Origin of the sequence: Eudoraea sp., from assembly GCF_049665975.1 — a bacterium.
In the GTDB taxonomy this organism is placed as follows: Bacteria; Bacteroidota; Bacteroidia; order Flavobacteriales; family Flavobacteriaceae; genus Eudoraea.
The window spans coordinates 1-15,517 of record NZ_JBATGR010000146.1 but is presented as its reverse complement, the minus strand read 5'-3'; the positions used below and the strand labels follow the sequence as shown (position 1 = coordinate 15,517).

General features: G+C 35.5%; 13 protein-coding genes. 4 read left to right on the top strand and 9 right to left on the bottom strand.

Annotated elements, in window-relative coordinates:
* Window positions 1-244: alcohol dehydrogenase catalytic domain-containing protein (locus WBN20_RS05610; RefSeq protein WP_424281016.1), on the bottom strand; the 244-nt coding region annotated here is incomplete at its 3' end.
* A 589-nt stretch (window positions 245-833) separates the two neighbouring features.
* The gene (locus WBN20_RS05605; RefSeq protein ID WP_424271869.1) at window positions 834-1,760 is read right to left on the bottom strand and encodes a nuclear transport factor 2 family protein; all 927 of its coding nucleotides are present in this window, start codon (window positions 1,758-1,760) and stop codon (window positions 834-836) included.
* 134 nt (window positions 1,761-1,894) lie between these two features.
* Between WBN20_RS05605 and WBN20_RS05600 the strand changes: the two genes are divergently transcribed.
* Window positions 1,895-4,183 (top strand): amino acid permease, encoded by a 2,289-nt coding sequence (locus tag WBN20_RS05600; RefSeq protein WP_424281015.1) that lies wholly within the window; start codon window positions 1,895-1,897, stop codon window positions 4,181-4,183.
* 18 nt (window positions 4,184-4,201) lie between these two features.
* Here WBN20_RS05600 and WBN20_RS05595 read toward each other — a convergent pair whose 3' ends face one another.
* Window positions 4,202-6,988: an alpha/beta hydrolase family protein gene (locus WBN20_RS05595; RefSeq protein ID WP_424281014.1), complete on the bottom strand. Its 2,787-nt coding sequence runs from the start codon at window positions 6,986-6,988 to the stop codon at window positions 4,202-4,204.
* Between the two features lie 269 nt (window positions 6,989-7,257).
* Between WBN20_RS05595 and WBN20_RS05590 the strand changes: the two genes are divergently transcribed.
* Window positions 7,258-8,751, top strand: coding sequence for an aminotransferase class V-fold PLP-dependent enzyme (locus WBN20_RS05590; protein WP_424273118.1), 1,494 nt, complete (start codon window positions 7,258-7,260; stop codon window positions 8,749-8,751).
* 97 nt (window positions 8,752-8,848) lie between these two features.
* Here the strand turns inward: WBN20_RS05590 and WBN20_RS05585 are convergent, their stop codons facing one another.
* The 4 genes from WBN20_RS05585 to WBN20_RS05570 all read right to left on the bottom strand — a co-directional run bounded on the left by WBN20_RS05585 (window position 8,849) and on the right by WBN20_RS05570 (window position 11,345).
* Window positions 8,849-9,220 carry a GerW family sporulation protein gene (locus tag WBN20_RS05585; RefSeq protein WP_424273117.1) on the bottom strand — a complete coding sequence of 124 codons (372 nt, stop codon included), beginning with the start codon at window positions 9,218-9,220 and terminating at the stop codon, window positions 8,849-8,851.
* Between the two features lie 10 nt (window positions 9,221-9,230).
* Window positions 9,231-9,731 carry a hypothetical protein gene (locus WBN20_RS05580; RefSeq protein WP_424281013.1) on the bottom strand — a complete coding sequence of 167 codons (501 nt, stop codon included), beginning with the start codon at window positions 9,729-9,731 and terminating at the stop codon, window positions 9,231-9,233.
* A 194-nt stretch (window positions 9,732-9,925) separates the two neighbouring features.
* Window positions 9,926-10,375, bottom strand: coding sequence for a BLUF domain-containing protein (locus tag WBN20_RS05575; RefSeq protein ID WP_424281012.1), 450 nt, complete (start codon window positions 10,373-10,375; stop codon window positions 9,926-9,928).
* 220 nt (window positions 10,376-10,595) lie between these two features.
* Window positions 10,596-11,345, bottom strand: a complete 750-nt coding sequence (locus tag WBN20_RS05570; protein WP_424281011.1) for an SDR family NAD(P)-dependent oxidoreductase — start codon at window positions 11,343-11,345, stop codon at window positions 10,596-10,598.
* 254 nt (window positions 11,346-11,599) lie between these two features.
* Here WBN20_RS05570 and WBN20_RS05565 point away from each other — a divergent pair, with 254 nt between their 5' ends.
* On the top strand, window positions 11,600-12,859 hold the full coding sequence (locus WBN20_RS05565) for a mechanosensitive ion channel family protein (protein WP_424281010.1): 1,260 nt from the start codon (window positions 11,600-11,602) through the stop codon (window positions 12,857-12,859).
* Window positions 12,860-12,980: 121 nt separating this feature from the next.
* The gene (locus WBN20_RS05560) at window positions 12,981-13,589 is read left to right on the top strand and encodes a hypothetical protein (RefSeq protein ID WP_424275307.1); all 609 of its coding nucleotides are present in this window, start codon (window positions 12,981-12,983) and stop codon (window positions 13,587-13,589) included.
* A gap of 51 nt (window positions 13,590-13,640) precedes the next feature.
* Here WBN20_RS05560 and WBN20_RS05555 read toward each other — a convergent pair whose 3' ends face one another.
* Together WBN20_RS05555 and WBN20_RS05550 are read right to left on the bottom strand one after the other, a co-directional pair.
* Window positions 13,641-13,862: a hypothetical protein gene (locus WBN20_RS05555; protein WP_424275306.1), complete on the bottom strand. Its 222-nt coding sequence runs from the start codon at window positions 13,860-13,862 to the stop codon at window positions 13,641-13,643.
* A gap of 286 nt (window positions 13,863-14,148) precedes the next feature.
* Window positions 14,149-15,517: membrane dipeptidase (locus tag WBN20_RS05550; RefSeq protein WP_424281009.1), on the bottom strand; the 1,369-nt coding region annotated here is incomplete at its 5' end.

Here is a 15,517-nt window from a genome sequence, read left to right as displayed (position 1 = left end):
CCCTTTGACCTGCTCTCCAGTTTTTTACCTTTTTGCCTACACTCATAATTGTCCCGGAAAACTCATGCCCCGGAACGTGTGGCAAACTTATATCCGGGTCATGCCCCATCCAGCCATGCCAGTCACTTAGACATAGTCCGCTGGCTTCTACTTTAATGACCACACCAAACTCTGAAGGATTTGGATCATTGACTCTGACAATTGAAATTGGCCCTTGAAATTCCTTGTATATAGCAACTTTCATAATTAAAAAAAAAGTAAATCCAGAAAATTTAATTCATGGATTTACTACTTATTACAGCCTAAAATAATGATTTTACCAATCATAAAGAATAGAATTCTGAATTTGAAGTAAACAATTAGCCCGGTATTTTTAATAAAAAAGGCGGAATATCACTATTCCGCCTTTCGGACTTAACCACTGTTCCTTATGGCACAGGAACCAAATCAAAGTCTTGAATTATTTTATTCCCCGCCATATTAGTTACTTCATTTGGATGTTCGGGATTAATACCTTTACTATTCTTCACATCCTGAATCAAACTCCTCAATTTTCTGATATAGAAGAATAGTTACGAACAATATAAGGCGCTAATTTCTTGATTTTAAAAGTAAAAATTGTGATTTTGATCATTTTTTCGATGTAATACATATGGGGTACAGCTTATTTATGGCTAATTGTAATACTATATATGAAATATCTATAATGCTGTTTATGAGTATCTTAATCCTGCAAATCACATATGTCTCTGTGGGTATTTTCCTCCAGGGAATCAGAAAACAAAAAAGAGCACATATTGTGCTCTTTTAAGGGTTTTTTTAGGTGGGTTAATTTATTTTGCCTCCATAACCTTTGTACTTATATATGAACTGGACCTGACAATCTTTCCATCTTCATCAAAGTCGTGAATATATAAGGCAGGGAGAATTATTTTTTTGCCGTCAGCTTTTCTGGTCATTCTAAATTTCCACCAGGATTGTACTGCTCTGCCATCACGCATGTCGTATTCCAGATAGTCCGGATAGCCTACAACGTCTATGCTTGTTATCTCAAAATCTTCCATGATTTTACTATTGCGCTCTTTTACTTCTTCAAGACTCATGGTTTCTCCATCTGGTAACTCTAAAGAATTAAAACGCGCATCTTCTTTAAAAAAGCTATAGGCCGTCTCTAGGTCCATGTTTTCAAAAGCGTTCATCATCTTCCGAACTGAATTGATATTGTCGTGATGGTTGTAAATAGTACCATTTTTTCTGTCTTCAAAGCTTTGTCCTATTTCCCAGAAAACACGTTCATTATAATAATTGATCATGGTTTCTATTTTATTATCATCATTTATCTTAAACAACCGGTGGGTAGGCATGTCAATTTTTACTCCGGTTGTATTATGCATTGCCTTTAAGTGGTTCCAGGTCTGTACCCACATTTGACCATCTTTATATTCAATAGCGTCAGGATAAGCACCACTTGTAGGTTTAAATGAAACATAGGACAGGTTTTCTTTCCAATATTTAGCCTGGTCTATAAACTGTTCTTTGGAGTTTCCTTTGTTATCTTTATTAATGCCTGTGCCATTATAGGCTTTAAAATCTTCAGCAAGGTATGAAGCCACTTTATCGGCATCTCCTGCAAAATAAGCTTCAAGCATTCCATTTACCAGATCAATAGCGGGATGCTCATTAAATACTTTACCGTTGTTTTTTTGGGAATAACCCATGGCCACAAAAAGCATTAGGGCAGTAAAAAATACATTTTTCATATTTGTATATTAATGGTTTATGCCTGCGAATAAAAATAATCCGTTTAAGAGAACCAACCTAAAAAGGACGAACACACCTATTTTATGTCCCAATACACTAGTTTACTGATCGAAAGTAAAAATCGTTCCTGGTTTTGAATAATTTATTAAGTATTCCCTATGGTAAAATTCATCTATTATTGGCACATAATTGTTATCTTCTGCACAAATTAGGAATTACTTATTGTACTATGGAAACACAGCCTACCAACGGTAAGAAATTTGGGACATTTGCAGGTGTATTTACGCCCACACTTTTAACTATTCTCGGCGTAATTATGTACCTGAGAATGGGTTGGGTAGTTGGCAATGCCGGACTTTTGGGTGCATGGTTAATAATTATTATTTCTTTTCTTATTACTTTGACAACGGCACTTTCCATGTCAGCAATCACAACCAATATTCGAATAGGTGCGGGTGGTGCTTATGCTATAATTTCACAGGCATTGGGGCTGGAAGTTGGTGGAAGCCTGGGTATTCCACGTTATGTTTCCCAGGGTCTGGCTGTTACCATGTATATCTTTGGTTTTAGAGAAGGCTGGCTTAGTATTTTTCCTCATCATATCCCTTTTTTGATTGATATCATTGTGTTTGGTATTTTACTAACTATAGCATACATAAGTGCAGACCTTGCAATTAAAACCCAATTCCTAATTATGGGAATCATTATTCTGTCACTCATATCTATTGTATTAGCTGCCTACCATGGCTCAATGACCATCCCAACCGAAGATGCTATCAGATGGGGAACTTTTAGAGGCTCACCAGAAAATAATTTTAGCGGCAGTTCTTTCTGGATTGTATTTGCTGTGTTCTTTCCGGCTTCAACGGGTATAATGGCCGGAGCCAATATGTCTGGTGAGTTAAAGAACCCTAATAAGAGTATCCCTTTGGGCACTTTGTGGGCCATTGGGATTAGCTTTGTAATTTATATGGTAATAGCATTTTGGTTAGCTCGATCTGCTACGGAACAGGAACTGATTTCCAATTATAATATAATAGTTGATAAGGCTTATTTTGGACCCTTAATAATTGCAGGTATCCTTGGCGCCACTTTCTCTTCTGCCCTGGCCTCTCTTGTTGGCTCCTCGCGTATCCTCTTTGCAATGGGGGAACATAGGGTATTACCTTATGGTAAATTTCTTGCAGGACAAAGTGCTAACGGTCAACCCAGAAACGCAATGATAGTAACTGGGGTCATGATTTTTATAACCATGTTACTTCGCGACCTTAATGCAGTTGCTCCTCTCGTAACTCTATTTTTTCTAATTGCTTATGCCATGATCAATGTTGTAGTAATTATTGAACAAAATTTAGGTTTAATAAGTTACCGGCCGCTGTTTAAGATTAATAAATGGGTGCCATGGATAGGATTGACTTCTTCAGTATTGGCAATGTTTATTATTAACCCAACAGTAAGTCTTATTTCAATAAGTATTGTTTTTGTGGTTTATTGGTTTTTATCCCGTCAACAGATTGAAACACCTTTTGAGGATGTTAGGTCGGGCCTTTTTGTTTCTTTTGCAGAGTGGGCCGCGAAACATACATGGGGCATGAAGAAAATGCAGCAAAGAGCCTGGAAGCCAAATTTGATGGTACCGGTAAGAGATGTTGTTGGTGCCAAGGGAAATTTTCAATTTTTAAGGAATATTGCCAAACCTAAAGGATCAATAAAACTTGTAGGGATAGAATCCAAGGTAGCCAATACAAAATTGGCTGAGGAACTTTCTTCTCTTTCGGAAGCCTTTAGAATTAAGGATGTGTTCTCTTCCTGGACGGTAATTAATACAGATGATTTTGCCAAAGGGGTTAATTATGGTAATCAGGCTTTAAAAGGAGCTTTTTTTAGACCAAATGTTGTTTTTTTGAATCTGCAGCAACATGATAATTACGAAACGGAGATCAGACCTGTAATAAAGGAATCAATCCGATTAGAAATTGGGGTTTTATTATACTCTTCACACCCTACAGCTCTATTAGGAAGAAGAAACATGATTAATGTTTGGGTCAGTGATCGTACGAATAACTGGGATATTGGATGGGATATAGGTAATTTGGACTTGTCTATTTTAATAGCGTATAAGCTTAAAAAAAATTGGGATGCAACTATTCGTTTAATCATTGTTATTAAAGATGAAGAAGAAAGAGAGAATGCCCAGAATTTCCTGAATTTGTTGATCAACCTGGCACGTTTACCTGAGACACTTACTGAAGTTAAGGTGGGGAATTTTAAGGATACGGTGGCAAAAGCGCCTTCGGCAGACCTTAATATCTTTGGTATGGAAGAAAATTTAAGATTTGAATTTGTTAAGGAAATGACCTTAAGCACTAACAGTTCCTGTCTCTTTGTTAAAGACTCCGGCCATGAAAGTATACTTGCTTAAATACTCTTATTTGCTTTACTAATTTTTATCAGAACTTTCCATTAACTCATATCCCTGATTTACCCCTTTTTCTATTGCCGGGACTCCACGATCCATCCATACCGGCATTGGAGCGCTTTTTAAATAATAATCGAAGAATTGTGCCATTCGAATATTAAAATCTTTACGGTTTTGTAATTTTAAAGGCCAGTGTGGTTCTCCATTATAATTAAGGAACCAGGAAGGCTTGCCCAATCTTCTTAAACTTACAAAGAACTCAATACCCTGATACCATGGCACATGACCATCTGCGTCATTGTGCATAATTAAAAGAGGAGTGTTAATTTTATCAATATTAAAGATGGGTGAGTTCTCCATATATCTGATGGGGTATTCCCATGGTGTCCCTCCTATCCTACTCTGTGTATGTTCATATTGAAACTGTCTGCTTAAGCCGGTCCACCATCTGATTCCCCCATAAGCACTTATCATATTAGGGACCGGAGCTCCTGCCTCAGCTGCTTTAAAAATATCAGTTTTGGTAACCAGATATGCTATTTGATATCCACCCCAACTATGACCTTGTACACCAATGTTGTCTTTATCCACAAAACCTTTTTCTATTAAGGATGTAATTCCCGGAATTACGCAGTTGTATGCACTTTCTCCCGGATAACCTATACGGTAATTAACATCTGGATTAAAGATCAGATACCCTCTGCTTGCGTAAAAACTGTAGTTAATAGTGGAACGTCCGGGGTTTGGAGCTCTGTGGTGATTTAACCTGTCAGAGCTCTTTTCATAAAAATTCACGATCATTGGGTATTTCTTAGTGGGGTCAAAGTTTTCCGGCTTTACCAAAATTCCTGTTAATTCATCGCCGTCTAAAGAGGTCCAATTAACCAATTCTATTGCACCCCAATTATAATTATTTTGCTGAGGATTTGCATCGGATATGATTTTTATGTTTTTAAAGCTGAGATCGGAGTAACGAATATCTGGAAACTCTTCAAAAGACTCTTTGGTATAGATGACCGCATCATCTAATTGAGATTTTATTGGATTTCTATATCGAAAGGGACCTTTTAGTAGTGATTTTGAGGTATTATTTTTTGGGTTAAATTCGGTATAGCCTCCACTTTTATCAGTTTCATTAAAATTAGTAAACAGCCATTTTTCATTGGTGTCCATAAACTTCACTTCTTTATCCAGAGATACATAGCGAAATCTGGTTTTAGATTCCCTGCCATTTGTTAAACGCTCCGCTAAACCGGAGTTAGGATCAAATTTCCAAATATCATAACGATCATAAAGAAGTAAAGACTGGTCATTTTCAGTCCAACCGGCAGCACCATAAGGTTCCGGGGGACTAGGGGAATCATGCAGTTCATCATAAAAAACTTTGCCCTTGGTCAACTCCAAATACAAGTCTCTTTCAATATTATAAATAAACCAGGTTTCCGCCATGGAATTATAACCATATACAAATTTGCCTCCCGGACTTAAGCTTACATCTCCCGAAATTTTAGTAAGCACTTCTTTCAACTTAGCCGTATTAGTATTTATAATAGCATAATCGCGTGCCCTTCTGCCAGTCCATTGTCGCTCAAGGTCATAGGGTTCTGACCTGTTTAGTAAAGCAAACTTTGCATTTCCTTCATCTCCCAGTTCTACTTCTGGAAATGTTTCTGAAGCTAGCTCAACAATCCTGAGATCATCATTAAGGTGTATTACAGATTTGAATGACTGAATGGTATCCGTTTTAAGCTGTAATTCTTGCACGGTATACAATCTGGGTTCATTATAAGTCCATACTTCCACATTTACAATTTCGTCTTCTGTAAGCATTGTATCCTTAACAATTAGTGGTTTTGACAAACCAAAAAACAATTTCGACTCATCTTTCGAAAATAAAAGCTCTGCGTGGGTAGATGGATGGTATGCGTTGGGTGTCAAAGAGGCATCTGCTGCACTTTGGGCCTTATCTTGCCCTTTACGCCATAAATATAATTCGGTTGGTCTTTCCTGTACTTTAGTCGTATCCCTGTCAACAATAAAACCAAGGTTATTACCAGATTCACTAAAACTCAACTGATAATACTTTGCTTTTTTAGCAGTATGAACTTGTGTCAGGCTGGCTTTCTCAAAATCGAGTATATAAATGCTTGAATTATCTTTTTTATCTTTTCCTGTAGTGGCAAAAGCTAATAGATTACCCTTTTTGGCAAAGACATAATCTGTAACAAATTTAAAGGTATCTTTTTGCCCTGTTTGTATATCCTGAACCAATAAGTGATAACCATTCTTTTTCCCTGCCTTTTTCTTTTTATCGCTAACACCCTTTTCTTCTGTAGTGTCCTTTTCTTTCTTTAATTCCTCTAGTTGAATAGCTAAATAACCATTCCATTTTTCAGGTATCTTATACGATTTCACATTACCCATTTTTGTAAGGGAATTGTTTTTTAAATCAAATATTCCCAAACTGTCTTTCGGCAAATCTTCCTTTTTTATTTTGCGCTTTTTCATTGCCAGTATGCTATCTCTCCATGCATTAATGGTGAAAACAGCATAGTTAGAATCATAGGTAAACCGGCCTTTTGAGCCCCGTTCATATTGAAATAGAATATTTGCCTTGCCATCCTTTATTTTTAAATGCTGATCCGCCTCTCCCTTTTCAAGTGAATACATAATATAATTGCCATCCGGGGAAATAGATTTGTCTTTTATTGAATTCCAGATTTCAAAATCTGAATGGTCCAAAACCTTCTTTTGAGCAAGAATTACCGAACAGGATACTATTAATAAAACAGTGAGAATTGACTTCATAATCTGGTTTAAATTTGAAGCCCAAATATACTAGGAAAATTCTTTTCTATAATTGGTGTATCATGTTTTCCCGTGTTTATACTTAAATGTTTAAAAATTGTTTTTGGATAATGCAACAATTATTTTATTCTTTCCGAAAACTATCGGATTAGTCTAAAAATATGAATAGTTCTCTTCGAAATAGGATTGTTTTAATATCTTTAATTCTTAGTATTTAAGAAGTTTATTATTTAATGGTAGCGCATAAAGTGTTTTAATAGCAATTTAAAATGAAAGCGACTCTAGTAGCAACGGATACTTTAGAATCTTATTTTCAACCTTTTAGAAAACAGGTTGTTGGCATAGATCAAAGTTTTGAATCTCCTTTTGGGGTTAAAAAAATTATTTATGCAGATTGGATTGCCAGCGGAAGGCTATACCGTCCAATTGAAGAAAAGTTACTTAATCAGATTGGGCCATTCGTAGCTAATACTCACACGGAAACCTCTGTTACCGGCTCGGCAATGACTCTGGCCTATAAAGAAGCCCGTACCATTATTAAAGACCATGTAAACGCTTCAGAAGAAGATGTCTTAATAAACGTAGGGACTGGGATGACAGGAGCCATTAATAAGTTTCAAAGAATTTTGGGATTAAAGGTTACAGAAAATCTCAAAGAGCATACAAAGGTACCTGATGCTATTAAACCTATAGTTTTCATTTCTCATATGGAGCATCATTCAAATCAAACTTCATGGCTGGAAACTATAGCAAAAGTGGAAGTAATACCTTGTAATTCAGAAGGTCTTATTTGTCTAGATAGTTTTCAGGAACTTCTTTTGAAATATGAAAACCATCCAATAAAAATTGCATCCGTTACAGCTTGCTCAAATGTTACCGGTATTATCACGGATTACTTTGAAGTAGCTAAACTTATTCATAGTTATAATGGGTTATGTTTTGTAGATTTTGCCTGCTCCGCTCCTTATGTACCAATTGACATGCACCCAAAAGACAAAAACGCCTATTTGGATGCCATTTTCTTTTCCCCACATAAATTTCTCGGCGGACCTGGGGCTTCTGGGGTTCTCATTTTTAATAAAAAATTGTATAAAAATTTGATTCCGGATAATCCCGGAGGCGGAACTGTAGCCTATACAAACCCATGGGGAGACCATGATTATATAGACGATATTGAAACAAGAGAAGACGGAGGTACTCCAGGTTTTCTACAGACAATAAAGACTGCTTTGGCTATACGCCTTAAAGAACAAATGGGAACAGAAAATATATTGGAGAGGGAACATCAGATAATTGCCCGAATATTTGAAAAATTATCAAATATTCAGAATATACATATATTGGCTGAAAGACATAAAGACCGATTAGGGGTATTCTCCTTTTTCATAGATGATGCCCATTATAATTTGGTGGTTAAATTGCTAAATGACCGATATGGAGTTCAAACGCGTGGTGGATGTTCCTGTGCCGGTACATATGGCCATTATTTGTTAAATGTTGACCTATCTACTTCAAAAGCCATTGAACAAAAAATTCTGGAAGGCTGCCTTATGGAGAGACCAGGTTGGGTGCGTATGTCTGTCCACCCGATAATGACTGATATAGAAATAGATTTCATTTGTGAGGCTATTAATCAAGTTGCATTACATCACAATGAATGGAGCAAGGATTACAAGTATAATAGCTTAAAGAATGAATTTGTCTATAAGAAGGGTGAGCCTGCAGAAAAAATTATTACAGCCGAATGGTTTAATATAAAATAAGACTGAGCAGGATTCTCATTTTAAAATTGAAACCTGCTCAGTTCCAGTACTAAGTCAGACTTAGCATATGTTCTGGTTGATCTTTGTGTAGACTATGTTAAACCAATTCTTCTTCTTTCTTTTTTATGGTTTCAACATACTTGTCAATTAAGTCCGGTACTTTTTCAAAAGCGGCGGCTAAACCATGAGCTTTTCCTGCTTCAAGGAAGGAAATTTCATCATCTTTAGTTACCAAAAAACCTATTGGTTCAATTCCTACTCCGGCTCCGGCACCCATGCCCTGACCCTTTTTGGATTTTGCTTCCATACCTTCTCCTCCACCTGATCCAAATCCCATGCCTACCTTAATAACAGGGACACATTTAAATTCTCCTAATTGAAATTGTTCGCCAACAACAGTTTCAGTTTTTGCTTCAGTTTTGATAAAATCTGTGATTTTGCCTAAAAATTCTTCAAAATGTAATTCCATGATAAATTGTTTAATAGTTAATAAATGATTTTATAATGTTTATAGGTCTGCTTTGCAAGTGTAAAACCATGTTAACTCTGCCTTCAAAATTTACCTGAAATGAGCCTACATGGTGATTTAAAAAAGCAAATGCAGGATATAGTTTTGCGTTTTGAATGCAATTACCAGTATCTATATCTAATATTAATTTCTTCACTTTAAACGATTTAAGCACTTGCAGCCCGTTTTTAAAATTTGATTTAAAATTTCTCCTCTTCCTGGATTTTGTCTCAATTTTTTTCTTCTGTTCCTTTTTCTTTCTTCTTAAAGGATAGAAATAAAACCTGGTAAATAGTGTATTTAGTTTAATTCGCAAGAATTCTTTTTCATTACCTTCTATGGCGACTTTAGCCAAACCTCTAATTCGAACGAAATATTGGTTTTTAGCAATGTTTATAACAATATCCAGAGGTACAAATAAAAGATACAGCATAAACAACAATAGTAGTATCCCGAAAACAGCCCAGAGCATTATTTAATGTTTATGCAAAGGAAATACATAGCGTATATTTTGGCAATGATTTGAATCATTCCAACACAACTATCTTATAAAAGTTAAATAAGTGGTTTTTACTACGGATGGTACTCGGATGAACTATCTTAAACCAGCATAAGTGGAGTTTATCATAATTATAGCACCTGCTTCAATAGTGGCAGTGTATTATTTCATAAGTCAGGTTTATAATATCCCTTCTCAGACAGAAGATTCTTAACATTGTACCAAAAAACTTTCAAGGCAAAATTTGGTTTTTTTGAACTATTTGAAAATTCTAATAAAGCGGCCTTAATTTCTTGCACTTCGCTATTAAGCTGAGCATTTAGGGGATCGTGATAATAGGCCATTGCCCATTCCTTGAACGTCCGGAGATTCGTTTCACCTTCTGAAAGTACGGTAAAGTGATCATGGCGATCATCCAGTTTAATCTTATTAATTAAGATCATCACAAGCTGCTTTTCTCCCTCAAGAATCTGCAGGAAATACCCGTTATTATATATCAGACAACCTGTTATGTCGTGAGTAGAATTATATTGTTTTGCCTGTGTAATGATTTCTTCAATTTCTATAATGGAAAGTCCTGGCTTAGCTACAGAGCTGTAAGTAATCTGAAATACCATATGGTGGTGTACTGTTTGTAAATGAAAGTAATTATTTAAAGTTTTATATTCTACAATAAAACGGGAAAAAATCGCTGTAGCCACCTGTTTGTAGGGTTTTTCTGATATATCTTGTCGTATATAAAATGTTTTTAGCTTTTTACATGTCAAGGACCAAGTAAGTATTAATGATATTGTAGATCCGGAATAAGTGTCGAAGTGGCATAGTTAATTCTTTAAATTATCTAATATAACTACCCGCATTGACATCTATTGTTGAACCCGTGGCGTGGTCCATCTGTCCACTGCACATTAGTGCCACCAGAGGGGCAATATCTTCAGGAGTTGTAAACTGTTTTAAGGCCATCTCATTTAATATCTTTTCTTCCCCGTATTTTCGAATTGCATCTTCTGCCATTTCTGTTCGGGTGAATCCGGGAGCTATAACAAAGGATTTGATATTATATCTGCCAAAAGATCGGGCTACCGATCGTGCTAGGGATGTGAGTCCCCCTTTAGAGGCGGCATATGCCAGATATTCCTCTGTTTCGCCACGGAATGCGGCCCTGCTCCCAATATAAATAAATCGCCCTCCTCCTCGATCTTTAAAATGTTCTATCCCCATTTTGGTTAATAATCCTGCTGCTTCAAGATTAATAGCCATTGTTTTTCGCCAGATATCAAGCCAATTCTCTGTGGGATCTTCTATAGGGTGTGGCATGAACACGCCGGCGTTCAGAATGATAGTATCTAAATTTCCAAAATGTTTAATTGTATTCTTAAAAAGTAGTTCCACCTCATCTGACTGGGCGATGTCTGCCTGAAAAGTTTCCGAAAGAGGATATTCAGCCTTTATTTTATTGGCGTCAGCTCTACTTTTATTAAAATGGATTCCTACCTGGGCATTTGCTTTAAGTAAATGAATAGCTATTGATTTCCCAATGCCCTTGGAAGCTCCTGTTACCAAAATATTTTGACCTTTTAAATTCATTGTAAATTATACAATTTACAAGTGAAAGTATTGAGAATCTAAAAGAATTCCAATTTTTCCATGCCGCTTTCAATATCCTTATTTTCGAAATTCTCCAAAGTTCCTACTCTTTATTCAAGGATGCAAAGATGGTGACGCATGCTTCTTTTTAACATACATGGCTTAGGTACTTCTGGGATTAGAAGTTCAAAGAATGATTATTCAGGGCATTAAATGAAATTTTGGCTGTAGTTTTGCAGAAATGTCCAAGTGTTATGAATAATAATATCGCTCACCTCTTATATAATTATTTGATTGAACTGGGGATGTCCGAATCATTTGCGAGATATATAAATCTCATCGGATTATTTCTGGTGATGTTCATTTTAGTAGGTCTGCTTGACTTCATTATTAAAAGGGTTATCCGAAAAATCTCTATTTTTTTTGCTCGCAAAACCAAAACCAATTTGGACGACATTGCCATAACTAATAAACTGCCAAGGCTATTAGCACATATCTTCCCGCTGCTTTTAGCTATAGAGTTGATTCCGGTTGTTTTTACAGACTTTGCATATTTGGGTAGCATGGCTTTAAAGTTTGGAAATATTATAGTTATTATTCTAATACTGAACATTGCAAAAAGCATTTTACGAAGCTTACGGGATTACCTGAAAACACTACCGCGATTTAGTGATAAGCCTATTGACAGTTATATACAAGTCTTTATGATTATTGGGTGGATATTGGCCATAATGACCATTTTTGCTATTATTACCGATACTACTATTTGGAAGTTTGTTACGGCACTTGGAGCAGCTTCAGCGATTTTGTTGTTATTATTCAAAGATTCCATACTAGGCCTGGTTGCAAGTATTCAGGTAAGTATGAATGATATGGTCCGGATTGGAGATTGGATCACTTTTGATAAATACGGTGCCGATGGCGACCTGATAGAAATTAATCTGGCTACCGTCAAAATTCAGAATTTTGATAAGACAATCACGACAATACCTACATATGCTTTAATCACAGACTCTTTTAAAAATTGGAGAGGGATGCAAGAATCCGGTGGTCGACGAATCAAGCGTGCATTGATTATTAAGCAGAAGAATATAAAATTTTTATCCAATGAGGAAATTGAAAGGCTAAAAAAAATTCAACTTATAGGCAATTATTTGAATATGAGAAATGAAAAAATATCAAATTATAACAGGGAAAATAATATTGATAAAACACTGCTTCTCAATGGTAGAAATCTTACTAACATTGGGGTTTTCCGGAAATACATTGAGTCTTATCTTAACAATCATAGTGCTTTGAATAGCAACATGATGATGATGGCCCGACAGCTCGCACCAACTCCACAGGGGATTCCTATAGAGATATATGTCTTTAGCAGCGACAAACGATGGCAAAACTATGAATATATCATGTCAGATATTTTTGATCATTTGTTGGCTGCGGTTACTTATTTTGATCTTGAGGTATATGAATTGCCCACTTCACTCCAAAAGGATGATGCCCAGCACTTATAAAAATACTGTGTGTTTTAAAGATAATAGTAAATGCAATTTATAGTTTAGAACACAGATCTACAGATTCAAACCTTAGGACACAGAATTATTTGTCTATCTTGTATATCCAAAAAAATATTCTGTGCATAAAAAAGCATTATTTCTGGGCTTGTTGTTAACCATGGTGTGTGGTTATACTCAAGAAAACAAAATAAAAATAATTACCGAAGATATTCCTAACCGGATAGCATTTTATGCCATTAATGAAAATGAACAGGACCTAGATGTGATGTTTACATTATCCGGAACCAATTTTAGACAAAGTAGTGCAAGACCAAGATATATAAGGGTTCCGTCAACTTCTAAAGTACATATGAAGACTATTGTCCTGATAAGAGGCAAACAACCTTCATACAATTATGAGATAAAAGTGAACGATAGTCTTTCAAACAGGGCAATATTAAAAGAATCTGAACAAATTAAGATTAAGCCTCCAAAACAAATAACAGTTTATGTCCCTGAAAAATGTGAGCAATGTGATAGTCTGGTAATTCCATTGAGTGAAAGTAAATACCTTTTCAACCTTATTAAACTCGATGAAAAGCCAGGTTTACAGGAGCAACTACAAGTTGCATTTGGTGCAGATTCACCAATAGACTCTCTTAATATTCCAATCGTAAATCTCGCCGGAAAACTATATACTAATTTGATTACCTACGACTTGTTAATGGAAGAAATTAATAAGGAGTGATATTTGAATCTGGAATCAGATTCAAATATAGATCGTTAGATCTAAAAAACATTAAACATCGGGTCTGCCCTTAAGTCTTTTTTCAAGCTTTTTCTTTAGCACCGTTAAACGCTTCATAAGTTCCATTAAGGCAGCGTCTTGAGATTCCTTATAAAGCTCATTTATTTCCAGTATTAGTGATTTCACTTCTCTTGAAGCAACAATGCGGTCATTTGTTGTAAGTTTATTCCATTTACGCTCTTCAAACAAACGTGCTTTGTCAAGTACATCCATAGTAAATTTAATTCTTATTTATTAGAAGTAAAATACTTCTATTCCTTACATTATCAATAGACTGAATGCCTATTATTCTTTAATAAAGCCTTAATGTAATAAAGGATATTAACATTTACACTCTTAAAAGGCAATTTTCTTATATTATTTATCCCTAAAAGCTTTTTTTCAACCTTAAATTTAAAAATTCTAGTATATTGTCTTATACCTTTAACATATATTTTAACAAAATTTCTTGATTTATGCCGGCATCCTTTAGTTTATTACTAAATATTAGAGAAATCTTTCAAAAATAGTCTTTTAAGAAGTTTTGACCATTCAAAGACATTATCCTTGCTATTATTTCATCTGCATTTATTACATTCTCCGGGTTTACCAATTTATGGGATAACATATAATTATGTGCATGACGCTCCAGAAAATCTGCCAGGTAGGGTAATTCTTCGGCTGTCCAGAAACCGTTTAGTGAATCTATTATGCCGTCAAAATCTGAACCAATTACCATACAACCCCAGGCAAAAAGGCCTTCAGCATCTAATACTTCTGCAACATGCTGTATCTGATTCCATAATAATTCTGATCGGTAATGCATTATCTTGTTTCGCTTTAAAGAATTTTTGGTATTCTTCCGGGTTTTTTTATTAACAATTCTGCGTTCATCCAGTTGCAGTCCAATTATGCCTTTACTTTTTGCAATACGTATAATTTCCTGATCGAAAAAGTTTATGAAAACAGGGTTTAGTTTGCTGGCGGTATTGTGGTGTACCGCAACCGGATCTTCAAAAGATTTCAGCCCGTTACAAGCAGCATGACTTGCAATAATCGGAATATTTTTAAATTTTGGGTTTCCGGAATCCAGCATTTCGTAGTATTCTTTTCTCGCCTGAATACTCATATGTTTAATATCGGGTATAATTCGTTTGTTATTGGTATTATCAACAAGACGTTCCAATACCTTCCTTCCCATAGCAGTAAATCCGCTGTTAAGTCCTTCAGACTGGTCTGCAAATTTCAATATGATTCCCGATAAGCTTTCAGAATGTCCACATAATTGATTCCAAAAGTGATGTGCAATTGTCACGAAAAAAGGGCGAAATTCCCAATTTTTTATTTTCTCCAGATTTGTCAATACTTCAACTTCACTGAATGGTCTTCTAAGGCCTGTATTTAGAACATGTAATCCTTCAATACTCAAAATGACGCAGATAGTATGGACTTTTTCTTTAGCGGAATTCTGGTTCTTTATTTGCTCAATTTCCGTAAAACTCTTTACCAATTTGTAACGAAACTTACCTTCTGGAAGTTGTACTATTTTACCATCCAATTGCATGTAAAAATCATACTGAGCCTCAACATCCTTAAAATAATCGTTTATCCCCTGTATATAATCAATTCGCTTGTCTCCTATTCCTAATGCAAAATTAGCAGCAAGATCCAGCAATAATTCATTATTCATTTTGTTTCGCACGAACCATTTTTCCAATGGATATAGTGATACACATACAATACCTACCCCACCTTTGACAAGGCTGGTAAAGTTGGCCTGGGAAAATTTGGTAAGCCCGGTGACATAGTTTAATAACTTATCAAAAATTGAGGGAGGATTATAATGCCAAATACTTCGTTTACTATTCCTGTGGCTAATATGAATTCCG

Coding starts and splice junctions, on each gene's coding strand:
- WBN20_RS05605 (WP_424271869.1), bottom strand. CDS start 1,760: ATGAAAAATGTATTTTTTACTGCCCTAATGCTTTTTGTGGCCATGGGT.
- WBN20_RS05595 (WP_424281014.1), bottom strand. CDS start 6,988: ATGAAGTCAATTCTCACTGTTTTATTAATAGTATCCTGTTCGGTAATT.
- WBN20_RS05590 (WP_424273118.1), top strand. CDS start 7,258: ATGAAAGCGACTCTAGTAGCAACGGATACTTTAGAATCTTATTTTCAA.
- WBN20_RS05585 (WP_424273117.1), bottom strand. CDS start 9,220: ATGGAATTACATTTTGAAGAATTTTTAGGCAAAATCACAGATTTTATC.
- WBN20_RS05580 (WP_424281013.1), bottom strand. CDS start 9,731: ATGCTCTGGGCTGTTTTCGGGATACTACTATTGTTGTTTATGCTGTAT.
- WBN20_RS05575 (WP_424281012.1), bottom strand. CDS start 10,375: ATGGTATTTCAGATTACTTACAGCTCTGTAGCTAAGCCAGGACTTTCC.
- WBN20_RS05570 (WP_424281011.1), bottom strand. CDS start 11,345: ATGAATTTAAAAGGTCAAAATATTTTGGTAACAGGAGCTTCCAAGGGC.
- WBN20_RS05565 (WP_424281010.1), top strand. CDS start 11,600: ATGAATAATAATATCGCTCACCTCTTATATAATTATTTGATTGAACTG.
- WBN20_RS05555 (WP_424275306.1), bottom strand. CDS start 13,862: ATGGATGTACTTGACAAAGCACGTTTGTTTGAAGAGCGTAAATGGAAT.